At 63.3% G+C, this 15,806-nt stretch carries 12 protein-coding genes and 1 tRNA gene; 6 read left to right on the forward strand and 7 right to left on the reverse strand.

What is annotated here, in order from left to right:
• Positions 1-1,380 carry an efflux transporter outer membrane subunit gene (locus Q9Q94_RS08685; RefSeq protein WP_305979667.1) on the forward strand — a complete coding sequence of 460 codons (1,380 nt, stop codon included), beginning with the start codon at positions 1-3 and terminating at the stop codon, positions 1,378-1,380.
• A gap of 71 nt (positions 1,381-1,451) precedes the next feature.
• Here Q9Q94_RS08685 and Q9Q94_RS08690 read toward each other — a convergent pair whose 3' ends face one another.
• The 4 genes from Q9Q94_RS08690 to Q9Q94_RS08705 form a co-directional block, all read right to left on the reverse strand.
• Positions 1,452-4,157: a cation-transporting P-type ATPase gene (locus Q9Q94_RS08690; protein WP_305979668.1), complete on the reverse strand. Its 2,706-nt coding sequence runs from the start codon at positions 4,155-4,157 to the stop codon at positions 1,452-1,454.
• A 336-nt stretch (positions 4,158-4,493) separates the two neighbouring features.
• Positions 4,494-4,799, reverse strand: a complete 306-nt coding sequence (locus Q9Q94_RS08695; RefSeq protein ID WP_305979669.1) for a chaperone modulator CbpM — start codon at positions 4,797-4,799, stop codon at positions 4,494-4,496.
• On the reverse strand, positions 4,796-5,749 hold the full coding sequence (locus tag Q9Q94_RS08700; RefSeq protein WP_305979670.1) for a DnaJ C-terminal domain-containing protein: 954 nt from the start codon (positions 5,747-5,749) through the stop codon (positions 4,796-4,798). The genes Q9Q94_RS08695 and Q9Q94_RS08700 overlap by 4 nt, the downstream gene beginning before the upstream one ends.
• A 172-nt stretch (positions 5,750-5,921) precedes the next feature.
• Positions 5,922-6,006, reverse strand: a tRNA-Leu gene (locus tag Q9Q94_RS08705).
• A 99-nt stretch (positions 6,007-6,105) separates the two neighbouring features.
• On the opposite strand from Q9Q94_RS08705, the gene hpnC reads away from it, so the two are divergent.
• From hpnC to hpnE, 4 genes are read left to right on the forward strand one after another with little or no spacing between them, the layout of a single operon-like run.
• Complete coding sequence (hpnC, locus tag Q9Q94_RS08710) at positions 6,106-6,924, forward strand: squalene synthase HpnC (protein WP_305979671.1); 819 nt, start codon at positions 6,106-6,108, stop codon at positions 6,922-6,924.
• On the forward strand, positions 6,921-7,754 hold the full coding sequence (gene hpnD / locus Q9Q94_RS08715) for a presqualene diphosphate synthase HpnD (RefSeq protein WP_305979672.1): 834 nt from the start codon (positions 6,921-6,923) through the stop codon (positions 7,752-7,754). Before hpnC ends, hpnD begins: the two co-directional genes overlap by 4 nt.
• Before the next feature lie 2 nt (positions 7,755-7,756).
• Positions 7,757-8,425 carry a DUF4145 domain-containing protein gene (locus Q9Q94_RS08720; RefSeq protein ID WP_305979673.1) on the forward strand — a complete coding sequence of 223 codons (669 nt, stop codon included), beginning with the start codon at positions 7,757-7,759 and terminating at the stop codon, positions 8,423-8,425.
• The gene (hpnE, locus tag Q9Q94_RS08725) at positions 8,415-9,746 is read left to right on the forward strand and encodes a hydroxysqualene dehydroxylase HpnE (RefSeq protein WP_371929835.1); all 1,332 of its coding nucleotides are present in this window, start codon (positions 8,415-8,417) and stop codon (positions 9,744-9,746) included. The genes Q9Q94_RS08720 and hpnE overlap by 11 nt, the downstream gene beginning before the upstream one ends.
• A 156-nt stretch (positions 9,747-9,902) precedes the next feature.
• Here hpnE and Q9Q94_RS08730 read toward each other — a convergent pair whose 3' ends face one another.
• A complete protein-coding gene (locus Q9Q94_RS08730) occupies positions 9,903-10,406 on the reverse strand; it encodes a phasin family protein (protein ID WP_305979674.1) in 504 nt (167 codons plus the stop codon).
• 180 nt (positions 10,407-10,586) lie between these two features.
• Here Q9Q94_RS08730 and clpB point away from each other — a divergent pair, with 180 nt between their 5' ends.
• Entirely contained in the window at positions 10,587-13,169 is a 2,583-nt protein-coding gene (gene clpB / locus Q9Q94_RS08735; protein ID WP_305979675.1) for an ATP-dependent chaperone ClpB, read from the forward strand.
• 191 nt (positions 13,170-13,360) lie between these two features.
• Here clpB and Q9Q94_RS08740 read toward each other — a convergent pair whose 3' ends face one another.
• Both Q9Q94_RS08740 and Q9Q94_RS08745 read right to left on the reverse strand, forming a co-directional pair.
• Complete coding sequence (locus Q9Q94_RS08740) at positions 13,361-13,753, reverse strand: type II secretion system protein (RefSeq protein WP_305979676.1); 393 nt, start codon at positions 13,751-13,753, stop codon at positions 13,361-13,363.
• Positions 13,746-15,797, reverse strand: a complete 2,052-nt coding sequence (locus Q9Q94_RS08745) for a secretin N-terminal domain-containing protein (protein WP_305979677.1) — start codon at positions 15,795-15,797, stop codon at positions 13,746-13,748. Before Q9Q94_RS08745 ends, Q9Q94_RS08740 begins: the two co-directional genes overlap by 8 nt.
• Between the last annotated feature and the right edge of the window lie 9 nt (positions 15,798-15,806).

Raw genomic sequence — 15,806 nt, forward strand, 5'->3', positions numbered from 1 at the left:
ATGCTCAACTCACGCCACACACTCCGCCTCCTCCCCCTCCTGCTCGCCGCCACGCTGTTTGCCGGCTGCGCCAGCCTGACCCGCAGCGACTACGCCACCCCGGCCGCCGACACTCCCGCCGCGTGGTCACACAGCGCCACGCCAGGCAGCACGGCGCCCGCACAATGGTGGTCGGCGTTCAATGACGCGCAGCTGAACACCCTGATCGACGAGGCGCTGACCCGAAACACCAACCTCGCCGCCGCCGCGATCAAGCTCCGCCGCGCCCAGCTCAACGCTGGCCTGGCCGAAGACGCCCTGCTGCCGGCCGCAAGCGCCAGCCTCGGCAACACGCAGAGCCGGACGCTGAAGAACGGTGGCACGATCACCCGCAGCAACAGCGCGCGCGCCGCCCTGAGCTGGGAGGCCGACCTCTGGGGCCATCTCGGCCACGCCCGCGACGCCGCCCAATGGGAAGCCCAGGCCACCGCGCAGGACCGCGAAGCAAGCGCCCTGTCGCTGACCGGCAGCACCGCCACCCTGTACTGGAAGCTTGCCTGGCTGAACCAGCGCATCGCCCTCTCGGCGCAGAACATCGCCTATGCCGAACGCACGCTGCTGCTGGCGCAGAACAAGCTCGCCGCCGGAGCCGTGTCGAAACTCGACGTGCTGCAGACCGAGCAGGATCTCGCCAGCCAGCGCGCCAGCGCTACCCAGCTTGAACAGCAACGCGAGGAAGCTCGCACCGCCTTCGCCCTGCTCTTTGACGGCGCACCGCAGCGGCGCTTCGAAGAACCGCAAAACCTGCCCGCCGGCGCCCTGCCGGAAGTCGCCGCCGGTCTGCCCGCCGCACTGCTCGGCAATCGCCCCGACCTGCGCGCCACCGAGCTGCGCCTGCGCAGCACCCTGGCCACGGGCGACGCAACCCGCACCAGCTATTACCCGAGCCTGAGCCTGACCGGTTCGCTCGGCAGCAGCAGCACGACCTTGCGCCAGGTGCTCAACAACCCGGTCGCCGCACTGGCGACCGATCTGGCCCTGCCCTTCCTGCAATACAAGGAGATGAAGCTGAAGAATGGCATCGCCAGGGCGGATTACGATCTGGCCGTCGTCGAATTCCGCCAGACGCTTTACACCGCGCTGGGCGATGTGGAGAACGCCCTTTCTGCCCGCCGCCAGTATGTATTGCAAGGCGAGCAGCTCGAAAAATCCTTCGCCGCCGCCCAGGCTGCCGAGAAGATCAACGAGCTCCGCTACCGCGCCGGCAGCATTCCGCTGCAGACCTGGCTGGATTCGCAGCAGTCACGCCGCAGCGCCGAAGCCGCGCTGGCCGACAACCGTTACAACCAGTTCGCCAGCCACGCCACGCTAAGCCTCGCGCTGGGCGGATCGGCCAACTGAGCTGACTGAAGAGCCGCATCTGGCGGACCTCTCCAGCCATCCTGCCGGCAGAGCGGCGTGGCGCCTAGCGTTCAGGGAATGCTGCCTGAAGATGCCCGCCGGGAGCGGCTCTTCAGCCAGAGCCTCACCCAGGCCTTGCGCGCCTCCTCCAGTAACCCGAGCAGCACAGCAAACGGCAGCACGTACCACCACACCGCTGCCGCCAGCGGCGCAGTACCGAAGAGCGCATTGCCCCAGGGCGTATACACGATCACCAGCAGCAACGTGAGCTCCAGCACGAGCCCGGCCAGCAGCAGGCGATTGCCGAAAAGCGGGAATCGCCACAGCGGCAGTTGCGGGTCACGGCAGACAAACACGTTGACCATCTGCGCGAGCACGATCGCCGCCAGGCACGCCGTTGTCGCCTGCAGATACAGCGGATCGTGCGCCGCGAGCAGCTCGCCGTACTGCCAGCCGGCGCCCTGCAGCACGAAGAAGAAAGCCGCCATCGCACCGAGTGCCTCCAGTGGGCCGAGAAACAGGTAGGCGCGCGCCAGCAGCGGCCAGGACAGCAGACGCTCGCCACGCGCGCGCGGTGGCCGGTTCATCACCTCGGCATGCGGCGGCTCGGCACCCAGCGCGAGTGCGGGCAGCATGTCGGTGCCCAGATCGACGGCAAGGATCTGGATCACCGTCAGCGGCAGCGGGATGCGCGCCAGCACGAAAGCCAGATAAGGCACGATCTCCGGGATGTTGGAGGTCAGGATGTAGGTGAGGAACTTGCGGATGTTTTCGAACACCGCGCGCCCCTCTTCGATGGCATTGACGATGGTGGCGAAGTGATCGTCCAGCAGCACGATGTCGGCCGCCTCGCGCGCCACATCCGTGCCGGAGAGGCCCATCGCGATGCCGATATCGGCGGTCTTCAATGCTGGCGCGTCGTTCACGCCGTCGCCGGTCACTGCGACGATCTCGCCCTTGCGCTGAAAGGCCTGCACGATCAGCATCTTCTGCTCGGCCGTGACCCGCGCGAACAGGATCTCCGGCGCCTCCAGCGCCAGCTGCAGGCTCGCCGGGCTCATCGCGCGCACCGCCTCGCCGGTCAGCACCAGCGGCTGCGTAGAGTGGATCATGTCAATCTCGCGGCCAATGGCCAGCGCGGTGTGCGGATGGTCGCCGGTCACCATGATCACCCGCAGACCAGCACCGTGGCAGCGGTGCACCGCCTCATGCACATCGGGGCGTGGCGGGTCTTCCAGCCCGACCAGCCCGCACAGCCGCATGCCGCCTTCGTCTGCAGGCATGCCCTCTGCCTCGGTTTTATCCAGTTGCCGCCAGGCACAGGCCAGCACACGCAGGCCCCGGTCAGCCATGTCGTTCTGCGCCTGCTCGAACATCCGGCGTGCCGCCTCATCCAGCGGCAACACCGCGTCGCCCTGCATCCAGGCCGTGCACAGCGGCAGCACGGACTCCGGCGCCCCCTTGCACCACAAATCACCACTGCCATCCGGGTGCCGGGTGATCACCGACATGCGCCGCCGTTCGCTGTCGAAGGGAATCTCGCTCACCCGCTGCCCGGCCTCGGGCAGCTCGCCAGCAAAAGTCCACAGGGCTATTTCCATCGGGTCGCCCACCGGCACGCCCGCCGGGAATTTCAGGCTTTGGCAGAAGCGCGCCACCGCTCGCAGATGCCGGTCGTCACTGCGCGGCCAGTGCTTTGCCGCCAGATGGTGACGGCCCACCACAAAGACCTCCCGCACCACCATGCGGTTCTGCGTGAGCGTGCCGGTCTTGTCGGTGAGAATCACCGTCGCGCTGCCCAGCGTTTCCACCGCAGGCAGATGACGCACCAGCGCATTCCGCTTCGCCATGCGCTGGGTTGCCAGCGCGAGAGCCAGCGTCACCGTTGGCAGCATGCCTTCCGGCACATTGGCCACGATGATGCCGATGGCAAACATGAAGTTTGCCCAGAACAGCAGGCCGACCCACTGGCCGATGGCAAAGAAGCCCACGCCCAGCCCCAGCGCGAGCAGCGCCACGATGCGTGACACACGGCGAATCTCCCGCTGCAGGGGCGACTCGGCTTCGCCGGCCGATTGCGTCAGATGCGCAATGTGGCCGAATTCGGTGCGCATGCCGGTGGCAAACACCAGCGCCGTGCATTCGCCTGCCACCACCAGCGTGCCAGCCAGCAGCAGGTTGCGCGCTGCGAGCGGATCGGCGTTGGTGTCAGCCGCCGCCTCGCGCGCCTTGGGGTAAGACTCGCCGGTCAGCGTGGCCAGATTCACGCGCAGGCTCCAGGCCTCAATTACCCGGCAATCCGCCGGCACTTTCGCACCTTCGGCCAGCAGCACGATATCGCCCGGCACCAGCGCGGAGGCAGGCAGCGTCAGCGTCATGCCGCCGCGTTTCACCTCCACCTGCTGTGGCAAGAGCTCGCGCAAGGCCGCCAGCGCCTGCTCGGCGCGATAGCTCTGCCAGAACGAAAACGCACCATTGACGAGAATCACCCCGACAATCGCCCAGCCCAGCGTGGCCATGCCCTCGCCAGGCTGAAAGCGCTCGGCAAAGAACGCCAGCCCCGCTGCCAGCCACAGGATCAGCGCAAAGAAATGCGAGAACTCACGGGCCAGCGTCAGCCACAGCGGCTCGCGCGCCACCGCAGTAACCTGATTCGGCCCGAACTCCGCCAGCCGCCGCGCCGCCTCCGCAGCACTCAAACCCTGTGCAGAACTGCCGAGCGCCGCCAGGGCGGCCTCGGGCGATTGCTGCGCGATGTGCATGCCGTGGGGATTCATGCTTCAGCATAGCAATCGGGACGGGATGGGCCGGGCGCGTTCGTGACCAGTGGATGATCACTTCGTGTTCTCATCCCTTCGTGCGGGACGTCTGTGCGCGCAGGTAGTATCAACCTGTCGCGCACGCCTTGTTTTTCCGGCTTTTGTTCCCCAAACACCGACGGTGTCTGGATGAATCCGGCCCTGCTGGACCGGGGCATCTTGGGAACACCTGGGGAGCCTCGCCTGACAAGGCGTTTCAGCTCAAGACCTGCACCGAACAAGCTTCTGGAGCAGGTCTGTCTGAAGAGAGCCGCCGGGCAAGGCTCTCCGGGCACGTGCTGTGCATCATCCTTACTACGGTTGATGCACACGTGCGCGCAGCACGTCCATCTCTTCCATCATGTCGGCCACCAGCGCGGCCAGCTCCGGGCCGGCGTCAAAGTCGCGTTCGAGCTGATGCATGCGCCGGGCACGCAACAGGCAGGCACTAGAGAGGCGCCATGTCCCAGCAATGCTTTCCACACGGGGAAACAGACCTTCCTCGATGCGCAGGATCAGCCAGTTCGGCTCCACGGTGCAAGCAGCCGCCACCTGTTCCAGCGTGAGCCAGGAATCATCCAGCAAGCAGCCGATCAGGACTTCATCATCATGCGTGCTCATGAGCGCACCTCCTGACGCGGGTCGAAAGCCAGATCGCGCGCCATGTCTTCATAGACCTTTCTTGCCTGCGGACTATCTGCCGGCGGTAGCACGACCTGAATGTTGAGCAGCAGATCGCCCGGCGGGCTGGCGGGAATACCGCGTCCACGCACGCGCAACTGACGCCCGCTCTGGGAATTCGGAGGGATCCGCACTTTCAGTTCGCTGCCCGGCAGGTGCACGCTAACGATCGCCCCCAGTGCGGCCTCCCAAGGAGTCACGGGGAGTGTCAGATGCAGTTCGCGGCCTTCCACGCGCAGCCGAGCATGCGGCTTGAAATGCACCTCCAGCAGCAGATCACCGGCAGGCGCGCCACCGATGCCCGGCCCGCCCTGCCCGGCCAGCCGGATCACCTGCCCCTCATGCACGCCCTGCGGAATCCGCACATTCAGCGTACGGCTGACGAGCCGTACGCGGCCTTGCTCGTCAAGCCGGGGCACCCGCAAGGAAATCTGCCGGGTTGCACCGGCAAAGGTATCCTCTAGGTCGAATACGACCTTGGCATGATGATCTTCACCGCGCAGGCTGCCGCTGCCGCCATGGCCTTGCCGGGCCCGCGGAGCGCCGCCCATGCGCCCGAAGAGTTCGGAGAAGAAATCACTGTAATCCGCCGCCTCGCCGGATGAGAAACCACGATTGGAGAATTCGAAACCGGCGTCCCAGCCCGGCGGCGGGCGGAACTCCTGCCCTGGTGGCGGGGCACTGCCAAGCTGATCGTAGGCTGCGCGCTTCTCGGTATCCGAGAGCACGGCATTGGCCTCGTTGACCTCCTGCATGCGGCGCTCTGCGTCCGGTTCCTTCGAAACATCCGGGTGATACTTGCGCGCCAGCTTGCGGAAGGCCTTCTTGATCTCGTCGGCAGACGCCGTGCGACTTACGCCCAGCGTCTGGTAATAGTCCTTGAATTCCACGTGGGTCTCCCCGGCAATGCGTCTCCTGAACGTATGTCAGGCAGGCAGGCTTTACCGGGACCCTACCCCTTTTGGCGTGAGCTCCGGCAAAAACCGGCCATGCAGCACACGGAATGCTCCGGGCGGGCAGAAAGCAAAAGGGCTTTCATCGCTGAAAGCCCTTGTTTGCCCGTGGTGCCGGAGAAGGGACTCGAACCCCCACGTATTGCTACGCCAGAACCTAAATCTGGTGCGTCTACCAATTTCGCCACTCCGGCCCATCGACCACAGAACCAGAGTCCGTGCCGAAAGGAGCGCGGATTATAGCGCAGCACGGGCGCCTGCGAGCGCCCGGCGCCGGTATACTCACAGCCCTTATGCCCGTCGATCATTACGAGAACTTTCCCGTCGCCTCCGTCCTGCTGCCCCGCCGCTTGCGCGAGCCGGTGGAAGCCATCTACGCCTTCGCCCGCAGTGCCGATGACATTGCCGACGAAGGCTATGCCACGAACGAGGCTCGCCTCGCCGGACTGGCCGCGTATCAGCGCGAGCTGGACGTGATCGAGGCGGGCGGCACGCCATCCGATGCGATGTTCAGCCGACTGGCCCGCAATGTGCGTGAGTGGAGCCTGCCGATCCAGCTCCTGCGCGACCTGCTCGACGCCTTCGCGCAGGATGTGGTGAAGAAACGCTACGCGGATTTTCCGGACGTGCTCGATTACTGCCGCCGCTCGGCAAACCCGGTCGGCCGCCTGCTGCTGCACCTGTATGGCGAAGCCACGCCGGAGAATCTGCGCCGCTCGGATCTCATCTGCTCAGCCTTGCAGATCATCAATTTCTGGCAGGACGTGGGCGTGGACTGGGCGAAAGACCGTGTCTATCTGCCGCAGGACAGCCTTGTGCGCTTTGGCGTGAGCGAAGCACAGATCGCGGCCGGCACGGTCGATGCTGCATTCCGCGCCCTGATGCAGCATGAAGTGCAACGCGCCCGTGCCATGATGCTGGAAGGCGCCCCGCTCGCCACGGCCCTGCCCGGCCGCGTCGGCTGGGAGCTGCGTCTGGTGGTGCAAGGCGGACTGCGGATTCTGGAGCAGATCGAAGCCGCCGATTACGATGTGTTCAAACACCGCCCGGTACTGGGCAAGCTGGACTGGCTGCGGCTTGTGCTGCGAGCGATAAGGATGAATAGACAATGAGCCCCGACGAATACTGCGAACAGAAGGCCGCCGCCAGCGGTTCGAGCTTTTACTACAGCTTCCGCTTCCTCACGCCGGAGCGCCGGCGCGCCATCACCGCGCTCTACGCCTTCTGCCGCGAGGTGGATGACGTGGTGGACGAAACGCACGACCCGGAAGTCGCCGCCCGCCAGCTCGACTGGTGGCGCGGTGAAACGGCGGCCATCTACGCCGGCACACCCGAGCACCCGGTCGGCCAGGCCTTGAAACAGGTGGTCAAGGATTTCCGCCTGCCGCAGGAACAGCTGCTGGAAATCATCGACGGCATGCAGATGGACCTGGAACAGGCGCGCTACGCCGATTTCAAGGCGCTGCAGCTCTACTGCTATCGCGTGGCCAGCGTGGTGGGCCTGCTCGCCGCAGAGATCTTCGGCTACACCAACCGCCAGACGCTGAAATATGCCCATGATCTGGGCATCGCCTTCCAGCTCACCAACATCATCCGCGACGTGGGCGAAGACGCCCGCCGCGGCCGCATCTACCTGCCGGTAGATGAGTTGGAGCGCTTCAACGTGCCGGCCAAGGATCTGCTCGACGCCCGCGACAGCGAAAATTTCCAGCGCCTGATCGCCTTCCAGATCGAACGTGCGCAGAAATACTACGACCAGGCGCTCGCCCTGCTGCCGAAGGAAGACCGCAAGAGCCAGCGCGCCGGCCTGATCATGGCGGCGATCTACCGCCAGACCCTGCGCGAAGTCGAAGCCGACGGTTGCCGCGTGCTGACCCACCGTGTTTCTCTGACTCCGATCCGCAAGCTGTGGCTGGCGGTGAAGGCGTGGGTTAAGAGCTAGACATGGAAAACTCTCTCGCGCACTGCAATAAATGCGGTGGGGACAGGAACCACAAAATCCTTCATCGGGAAAGCCTCGACTGGGGAAGCGACGAAGCAGGAATCTGGGGGGCTGATCGCTACGAGACGCTCAAGTGCTTAGGATGTTCCGAAATAAAGCTTCGCCATACAGCTGAATGCTCGGACTTCCCCGACGAGTCAAACGTCACCTATTTCCCACCGGCGACAGTCCGTCCGGAACCAACATGGCTTCCAGATATATGGGAAAAGTTACCTAGAACAAATACATTTGTTGAACCGCTGCTCAAGGAAATCTACCTTGCGCTGCGAAACGATCAGCGAAGACTAGCCGCAATGGGCATCCGCGCACTAATCGAAACAATGATGATTTCTGAAACCGGGGATCAAGGAACCTTCGCCCAAAATCTGAACGCTTTTGTAACCAAAGGCCTCATCTCGAGCGTTCAAAGGGAAAGAGTCGAAACAACTCTCGAAGCCGGACATGCTGCAATCCACAGAGGATTCAGACCAAGTAAAGATGATATTTATTGCTTGATGGACATAGCCGAGCACCTTGTTGAAACCGTATATTTGCATGGCGAAAAACTAAAAGTGCTTGCGCAAAAAATCCCGCCAAAAAATGCAAGGAAAGCCAAGCAAAGTGGAAGTTAGTCCACAAACCATGCCACGCATCGCCATCATCGGCGCCGGCTATGCCGGCCTGGCCGCCGCCGTCGAGCTGACCCGCGCGGGGCTGGACGTGACCGTATTCGAATCCTCGCGCGTAATGGGCGGGCGCGCCAGGGTGGTCGAGAAGGATGGCTACCGGCTGGATAACGGCCAGCACATCCTGCTCGGCGCCTACACCGAAACACTCAAGCTGCTGCGCTTCCTGAAGGTAAATCCCAAGCGCCTGCTGGCCCTGCCCTTCGTGCTGCATGTGCCGGGGCGGCTGACCTTGCGTGCGGCGAATCTGCCGGCGCCTTTTCATCTGGCGCTGGGCTTGCTGCAAAGCCACGAACTGAGCTGGGCGGACCGCTTCGCGGCGCTGCGCCTGATCCGCTTTCTGAAGAAGTGCAACTGGAGACTGGGAGAGGACTACCCGGTCAGCGAGTTGCTGGATCGCACGCGCCAGACGCCGATCCTGCGCGAGCTGATGTGGCATCAGCTGTGCGTAGCGGCGCTGAACACGCCACCCGAAGAGGCGTCGGCCCAGGTGTTTGCGAATGTGCTGCGCGATTCGGTGGGAGCCTCGGCGTCGGCCTCCGAAATGCTGATTCCGCGCGTGGATCTGACCGAGCTGCTGCCGGTGCAGGCAGGCGTGTATCTGGGCATGAACGGCACGGTGATTCACACGGCAAACCCGATCAAGCGGGTGAGCCAGGTTGACGGACGCTTCTTCCTGGAGGGCGACCCCATCGAGGGTTCGCATTTCAGCCACGTGATTGTGGCGACGGCGCCTTATCACGTGAGCAGCCTGCTCGGCGACTTTGCCGAGCTGACCTATCTGCGTGGCCAGATTGACGCCCTGCCGCACGAGCCCATCACCTCGGTGTATCTGGCCTACGACGAAGACGTGCGCCTGCCCGAGCCGATGGTCCAGCTCTCCGGCTCGATCGTGCAGTGGCTCTTCGACAAAGGGCAAAGCACCGGCGAAAAAGGCCTGCTGGCGGGCGTGATTTCGGCGAGCGGGCCGCACACGGAACTCTCGCGTGAAGAGATCGGCCTGCAGGCGCATCAGGCGGTGGAAGCCCTGTTCCCGCACAAGAGCCTGAAGGCACCGCGCTGGAGCCAGGTGATCACCGAGAAGCGTGCGACTTTCGCCTGCCGCCCGGGGGTGATCCGCCCGCTGGGCATCACGCCAGTCAAAAACCTGCTGCTGGCCGGTGATTACGTGGATTCACCCTACCCGGCGACCATTGAGGCCGCCGTACGCTCGGGCCTTGCCGCTGCACGGCAGGTGTTGCGCACAGCCACCCCTCCGGCAAGCTGAAGAACCGCTTCTGGCGGGCGTCTACAGACACCCGTTCTGCACAGGGGCATTCAGCAAGGATCTACAGAGAGGCATGCTGAAGAGACCCGCCAGGCGCGGGTCTTCAGGCTCATCCGCAGGCCGGGCCGAAACCCGGCGTTCGCCACCCGGCAGCGCCTATTTCTTGCCCGGCATCTGCGCAAAGCTGGCAAACGCGTCGGTCGAGGCCTTGGAGACCTGTTCCAGCGTCTTGCGTGCATTGTCGAAGGTGTGTTGCAGGGCTTCGGCAGCGGCGTGGCTGTTCAACGGCATGCCTTGCAGCATCTGCTGCATGGCGTCGAACATTTCCTGTCCGCCGGTATTGAGCTGGTCGCTGACCATCTTGCCCATCTGGGCCTGCATATCCGCCGTGATTTCAGCAATCGTGCGGCTACAGGCAAACATCTTCTCGGCCGCCTGCTGGGCGTAGCGCGAGCGCATTTCCATCGCGTCCTGCGGCGATTTGACCTGCGCCAGCGTTTTCGCGCTGGCCACGCCATCATCAAAAATATCGCGCGCCACATCCACCTGCAATTGCAGGATGCGCTGTGAATTCTCGATGGAAAGCTGGGCCAGCTTCATTGCTGCCGCCAGATTTTTCTTCTGCAGATCCGCCACAGTCTGCTCAGGTTTCGTTGCCATACCATCCTCCTCGGAAGACCAGCCAGCACAAACACACCGCCGTAGCCTCACACGCGCAGACCCGGCGAAACAAAAACCTCTCACTCCTCCTACGGCGGCCCGGCAGCGGACTTGAAAGCCCGAAAGGCCAGCCCCATCTATTCGTCAATCCCGAAGAACACCGTCCGCAGGAGCCAGATCATGCGTTTCGACAAGCTCACCACCAAATTCCAGCAGGCCATTGCCGATGCCCAGAGCATTGCCGTGGGCCACGACTGCCAGTACATCGAGCCGCAGCACCTGCTCGCCGCCCTGCTCCAGCAGGAAGACGGGGGCACCGCCTCGCTCCTCACCCGCGCCGGCGTGAACGTGCCGGCCCTGAAAACCGCACTCGACAAAGCCATCGACCGCCTGCCTCAGGTGCAGGGCCACGGTGGCGAAGTACAGGTCGGGCGCGATCTTTCAAACCTGCTCAACGTGACCGACCGTGAAGCCCAGCAACGCGGCGACCAGTTCATCGCCAGCGAGATGTTTCTGCTCGCACTCGCCAAGGACAAGGGCGACACCGGCAAGCTGTTCAAGGAGCACGGCGCCAGCCAGAAAGCCCTGGAAGCCGCCATCGAAGCCGTGCGCGGCGGCGCCAGCGTGAATGACGCCGAAGCCGAGTCTCAACGTGAAGCATTGAAGAAATATTGCCTGGACCTCACGGATCGTGCCCGTCAGGGCAAGCTGGACCCGGTGATCGGCCGCGATGACGAGATCCGCCGCGCGATCCAGATCCTGCAGCGCCGCACCAAGAACAACCCGGTGCTGATCGGCGAACCCGGCGTGGGCAAGACCGCCATCGTCGAAGGTCTGGCCCAGCGCATCATCAATGGCGAAGTGCCGGAAACCCTGAAGGGCAAGCGCGTGCTGTCACTCGACATGGCAGCGCTCCTCGCTGGCGCCAAGTATCGCGGCGAATTCGAGGAACGCCTGAAAGCCGTGCTCAACGATATCGCCAAGGAGGAAGGCCAGCTCATTATCTTCATCGACGAGCTGCACACCATGGTCGGCGCGGGCAAGGCCGAGGGTGCGATGGACGCGGGCAACATGCTCAAGCCCGCACTCGCCCGTGGAGAGCTGCACTGCATCGGCGCCACGACGCTGGACGAATACCGCAAGTACATCGAGAAGGACGCGGCACTAGAACGCCGCTTCCAGAAGGTGTTGGTCGATGAGCCGACGGTGGAATCGACCATCGCGATCCTGCGCGGCCTGCAGGAAAAATACGAACTGCACCACGGCGTGGACATCACCGACCCGGCCATCGTCGCCGCCGCCGAGCTCTCGCACCGCTACATCACCGACCGCTTCCTGCCGGACAAGGCCATCGACCTGATCGACGAGGCCGCCGCGCGCATCCGCATGGAAATCGACTCCAAACCCGAGGTGATGGACAAGCTGGAGCGCCGCATCATCCAGCTCAAGATCGAGCGCGAAGCCGTGCGCCGCGAGAAGGACGAAGCCTCGAAAAAACGCATGGACCTGATCGAAACCGAGATCGCCAGGCTGGAGCGCGAATACACCGATCTGGAAGAAGTCTGGAAAGCCGAGAAGGCCGTGGTGGTGGGCTCGCAACATATCAAGGAAGCCATCGAACAGCTCAAGCAGCAGATGGAAGAAGCGCGGCGCAAGGGCGACTGGCAGAAGATGAGCGAGCTGCAATATGGCGAACTGCCCAAGCTGGAAGCCCAGCTGCACGCGGCCGAGGGCGCGGAGACCAGCAAGCCGGCCAACAAGCTCTTACGCACTCAGGTCGGCGCCGAAGAAATCGCCGAAGTCGTGTCGCGCGCCACCGGCATCCCGGTCAGCAAGATGATGCAGGGCGAGCGCGAGAAGCTGCTGAAAATGGAAGAGAAACTGCACGAACGCGTGATCGGCCAGGACGAAGCCGTGCGCCTCGTGAGTGACGCAATCCGCCGCTCGCGCGCCGGGCTGTCGGAAGAAGGCCGCCCGTATGGCTCCTTCCTCTTCCTCGGCCCCACCGGGGTGGGCAAGACCGAACTGTGCAAGACGCTGGCCGGCTTCCTGTTCGACTCCGAGGAACACCTGATCCGCATCGACATGAGCGAGTTCATGGAGAAGCACTCTGTCGCCCGCCTGATCGGCGCCCCGCCGGGATACGTGGGCTACGAGGAAGGCGGTTATCTCACCGAGCAGGTGCGGCGCAAACCCTATTCCGTGCTGCTCTTTGACGAAGTCGAAAAGGCGCACCCGGACGTGTTCAATGTGCTGCTGCAGGTGCTGGACGACGGACGCATGACCGATGGACAGGGGCGCACCGTGGACTTCAAGAACACCGTGATCGTGATGACCTCGAATCTGGGCAGCCAGATGATCCAGCAGATGGCCGGCGAGCCTTACCCTGCGATCAAGACTGCGGTGATGAGCGAGGTGAAGACCTTCTTCCGCCCCGAATTCATCAACCGCATCGACGAGGTGGTGGTCTTCCACGCACTGGGCGACGCGCACATCAAGTCGATTGCGCGCATCCAGATGGCAAACCTGCAGAAACGCCTGAGCAAGCTGGAAATCGGCCTGACCGTGACCGACGCAGCCTTGTCAGAAGTCGCCAAGGAAGGTTTCGATCCGGTCTTCGGCGCGAGGCCGCTCAAGCGGGCGATTCAGGAGCACATCGAGAACCCGCTGGCCAAACAGATCCTAGAAGGTCGCTTTGCGGCCAAAGATACGGTCGTGGTGGATGCGGGAACGGGCGGGATCAGCTTTCATAAACCGAACTGAGACCAGAACAGGCCAGACCAAGACCAAACCGGGGCCGGACTGAAGCCGACCCCTCGCCTGTCTGAAGAGCCGCATCCAGCGGACCTCTTCAGGCAGGCCCCCCGCTCAGCTTTGAAACACGCGGATCTTCACCGAGCCATGCTGAGGAAGCGCTCTGGATGCGGCTCTCCGAACGGTTGATTTCAAACTGGCTACAAAGCGCCGTAAGCCCGGCCGTCCTTGGTGTGGCCTTTGGCGCCGCTGCGCAGGTCGTACACCTGACCCCGGATCGGTGCGTCGGGCGCCACGATGACCCAAGTCCGGCTGCTCTGGGTAATGGGGTCAATCGGCAGGCTGCGCAGGTAGCGTTTTTCCACCAGTTCAGCCAGCGATTCCGGGTAACGTCCGTTGTCGCCATAGAACTTGTCGATCACGTCACGGGTGGTCCGCAGATTCTCCATCAGCACGGCGTCCTTGGAACGATCCAGACTGTCGAAGTATTTGGGTACCACCAGCGATAGCAGCAGCGCCAGAATGGCCATGGCCACCAGCATCTCGATCAGGGTGAAGCCGCGACGGGCGCGGCTGGCGCGGCGATCAGTCACGCGAACCACCAAACATGCGCGAACCGCTCTCGCCGGCCTGCCGCAGCGGGTCGGTGGGCTGCGAAACCTGCACGGGCTGCGGAGAGTTTCCTGGCTCGACCGACACGCCTGGATCGGAGCCTTCACCACGACGGCCACGCACACTGCTATAGGTCCCTGCGTCAAAGCTGGCCGCTTCGGGGCTGAAGCGCTGGTTGCCACGGATCAGGCGCGGCGTGATCGAGAGCACCAGTTCGGTCTTGGCCTTGTCGTCGCTGTCCGATCGGAACAGGCGGCCGAGAATGGGAATATCGCCCAGCAAAGGCACCTTGTTCACGCTTTTCTTGTCGCTATCCTGGATCAGGCCGGCCAGTACCTGATTCTCGCCATCCTTCAGGCGCAGCATGGTCGTCGCATTGCGGGTGCCGATGCGATAAGCCACCGTAGTGCCACTTTTCTCGGTACCGTTGATGGAACTGACTTCCAGTGCGATCTTCAGGCCGACTTCATTGCCAGGGTAGATCTGCGGTTCGACATCCAGCTTGATGCCCACGTCGATATAGGTCACGTTCTGGGCGATCACCCCGGTGGAGGTGGTGTTGGAAGCCAGTTGCGGCACACGTTCGCCAATCATGATCTTGGCTTTTTCCCTGTTCCGGGTCCGGATGCGCGGGTTGGCCAGCACGTTGATATCGCTGTCGGTGGCGTTGAAATTCAGCGTGGTGGCTCCCAGTCCCATCGTGAGGCTGCCCGGAGTCAGATTCCACAAATCACGCAAAGTCAGAACATTCGAGGTGGTCGAAGACGAAAGACCAGTAGTGAGATCGGTCGTCGAGTTAGCCGTCGAAGTCACCGTACGCGCTAGCGGGGCGAGGCTCATCGAACCCGGCCAGGCAACCCCGAGGTTCTGCAGCTTGCCCTTGTTGACTTCCAGAATGGTCACTTCCAGCATCACTTCCGGCTCGGCCACGTCGTGCATGGCAACCAACTTTTCGGCCATGGCGATCGCTTCCGGAGTATCCCGCACGACAATCATGTTGAGCTTTTCATCCACGATCAACTCGCGGAACTTCAGCACGGTCTTCAGGCTGTTGGCCACGAACTTGGCATCGGCATTCGAGAGCTGGAAGCTGCGGATCGTCAGGGCCTGATAGTCGTGCTGCTTGTTGGCGTCGTCCATGTAGACCAGCAGCGTGTTCTCGTCGAGGTTGCGCCAGGCGAGACCACTGGTCAGCACGATCTTGTCCAGCGCGGCCTTGATCGTGGTGTTGCGCAGATAGACCGTGGTCTTCAGATCCGGCGAAATATCGCGATCAAAAATCACATTGAGCCCGGAGGCCTGGGTGATGGCATCGAACAGCGAGCGCACCGATGCATCACGAAACTCAAGGGTCACCCGCTTCTTGAATGGATCATCGGTCCTGGAGACTGCAGGCTTGGCGGCAGGTTTGTCTGCCGGCCCGGCTGCGTTTGCGGACTTTGCCGGGCTTTCTGCCACGGCCACCGGCACGGCATTCTTTTCCACAGGCAGAATTTGTGCAGCAGGAGCCGACGCTGATGCAGCGGGCGCAGCATTTCCCGGGCTGACAGCTGCTTGCGCTGGCTGGGACGAGGTTTCAAGCAAGATGGTGCGGCCCAGAGCCGTATCGCCGGGACTAACCGGAGCATCCGGTTCATTTGTGCTCAGGCGCTGGCAAACCTGCACCAGCGCTTTCGGATCTGTCGGGGAACAAGACGTGGTGCTTGCAGGACGCAGCGGAACGCGAGCGGCGCCTTCCTGACCACGCGATTCGTAGCCGGGAACTCGTCCGAGTTGATTGAACAGACGGCTAGCCTCCGTGTATTGCCCGGCCTGAAGCGCAGCTTCGGCGCGCTCGATCAGGAACGCCGCATAGCGGTCACGACCGCTAACCGTAGTATTCGGCGGATTCGGATTGCCAAGAGAATCACCGCCTGAAGCCTTCATCAGCGCTTCATAGGGCGCTGCGCCGACTTCCTCATTACGCTTTGCGCGTTTCTCGGCACTACTGCACCCGCCAAGCAACAGGATTGCCAGCAGGCACATACAAGTCCG

The organism is Uliginosibacterium sp. 31-16, from assembly GCF_030730865.1.
Taxonomy (GTDB): Bacteria; Pseudomonadota; Gammaproteobacteria; order Burkholderiales; family Rhodocyclaceae; genus Uliginosibacterium.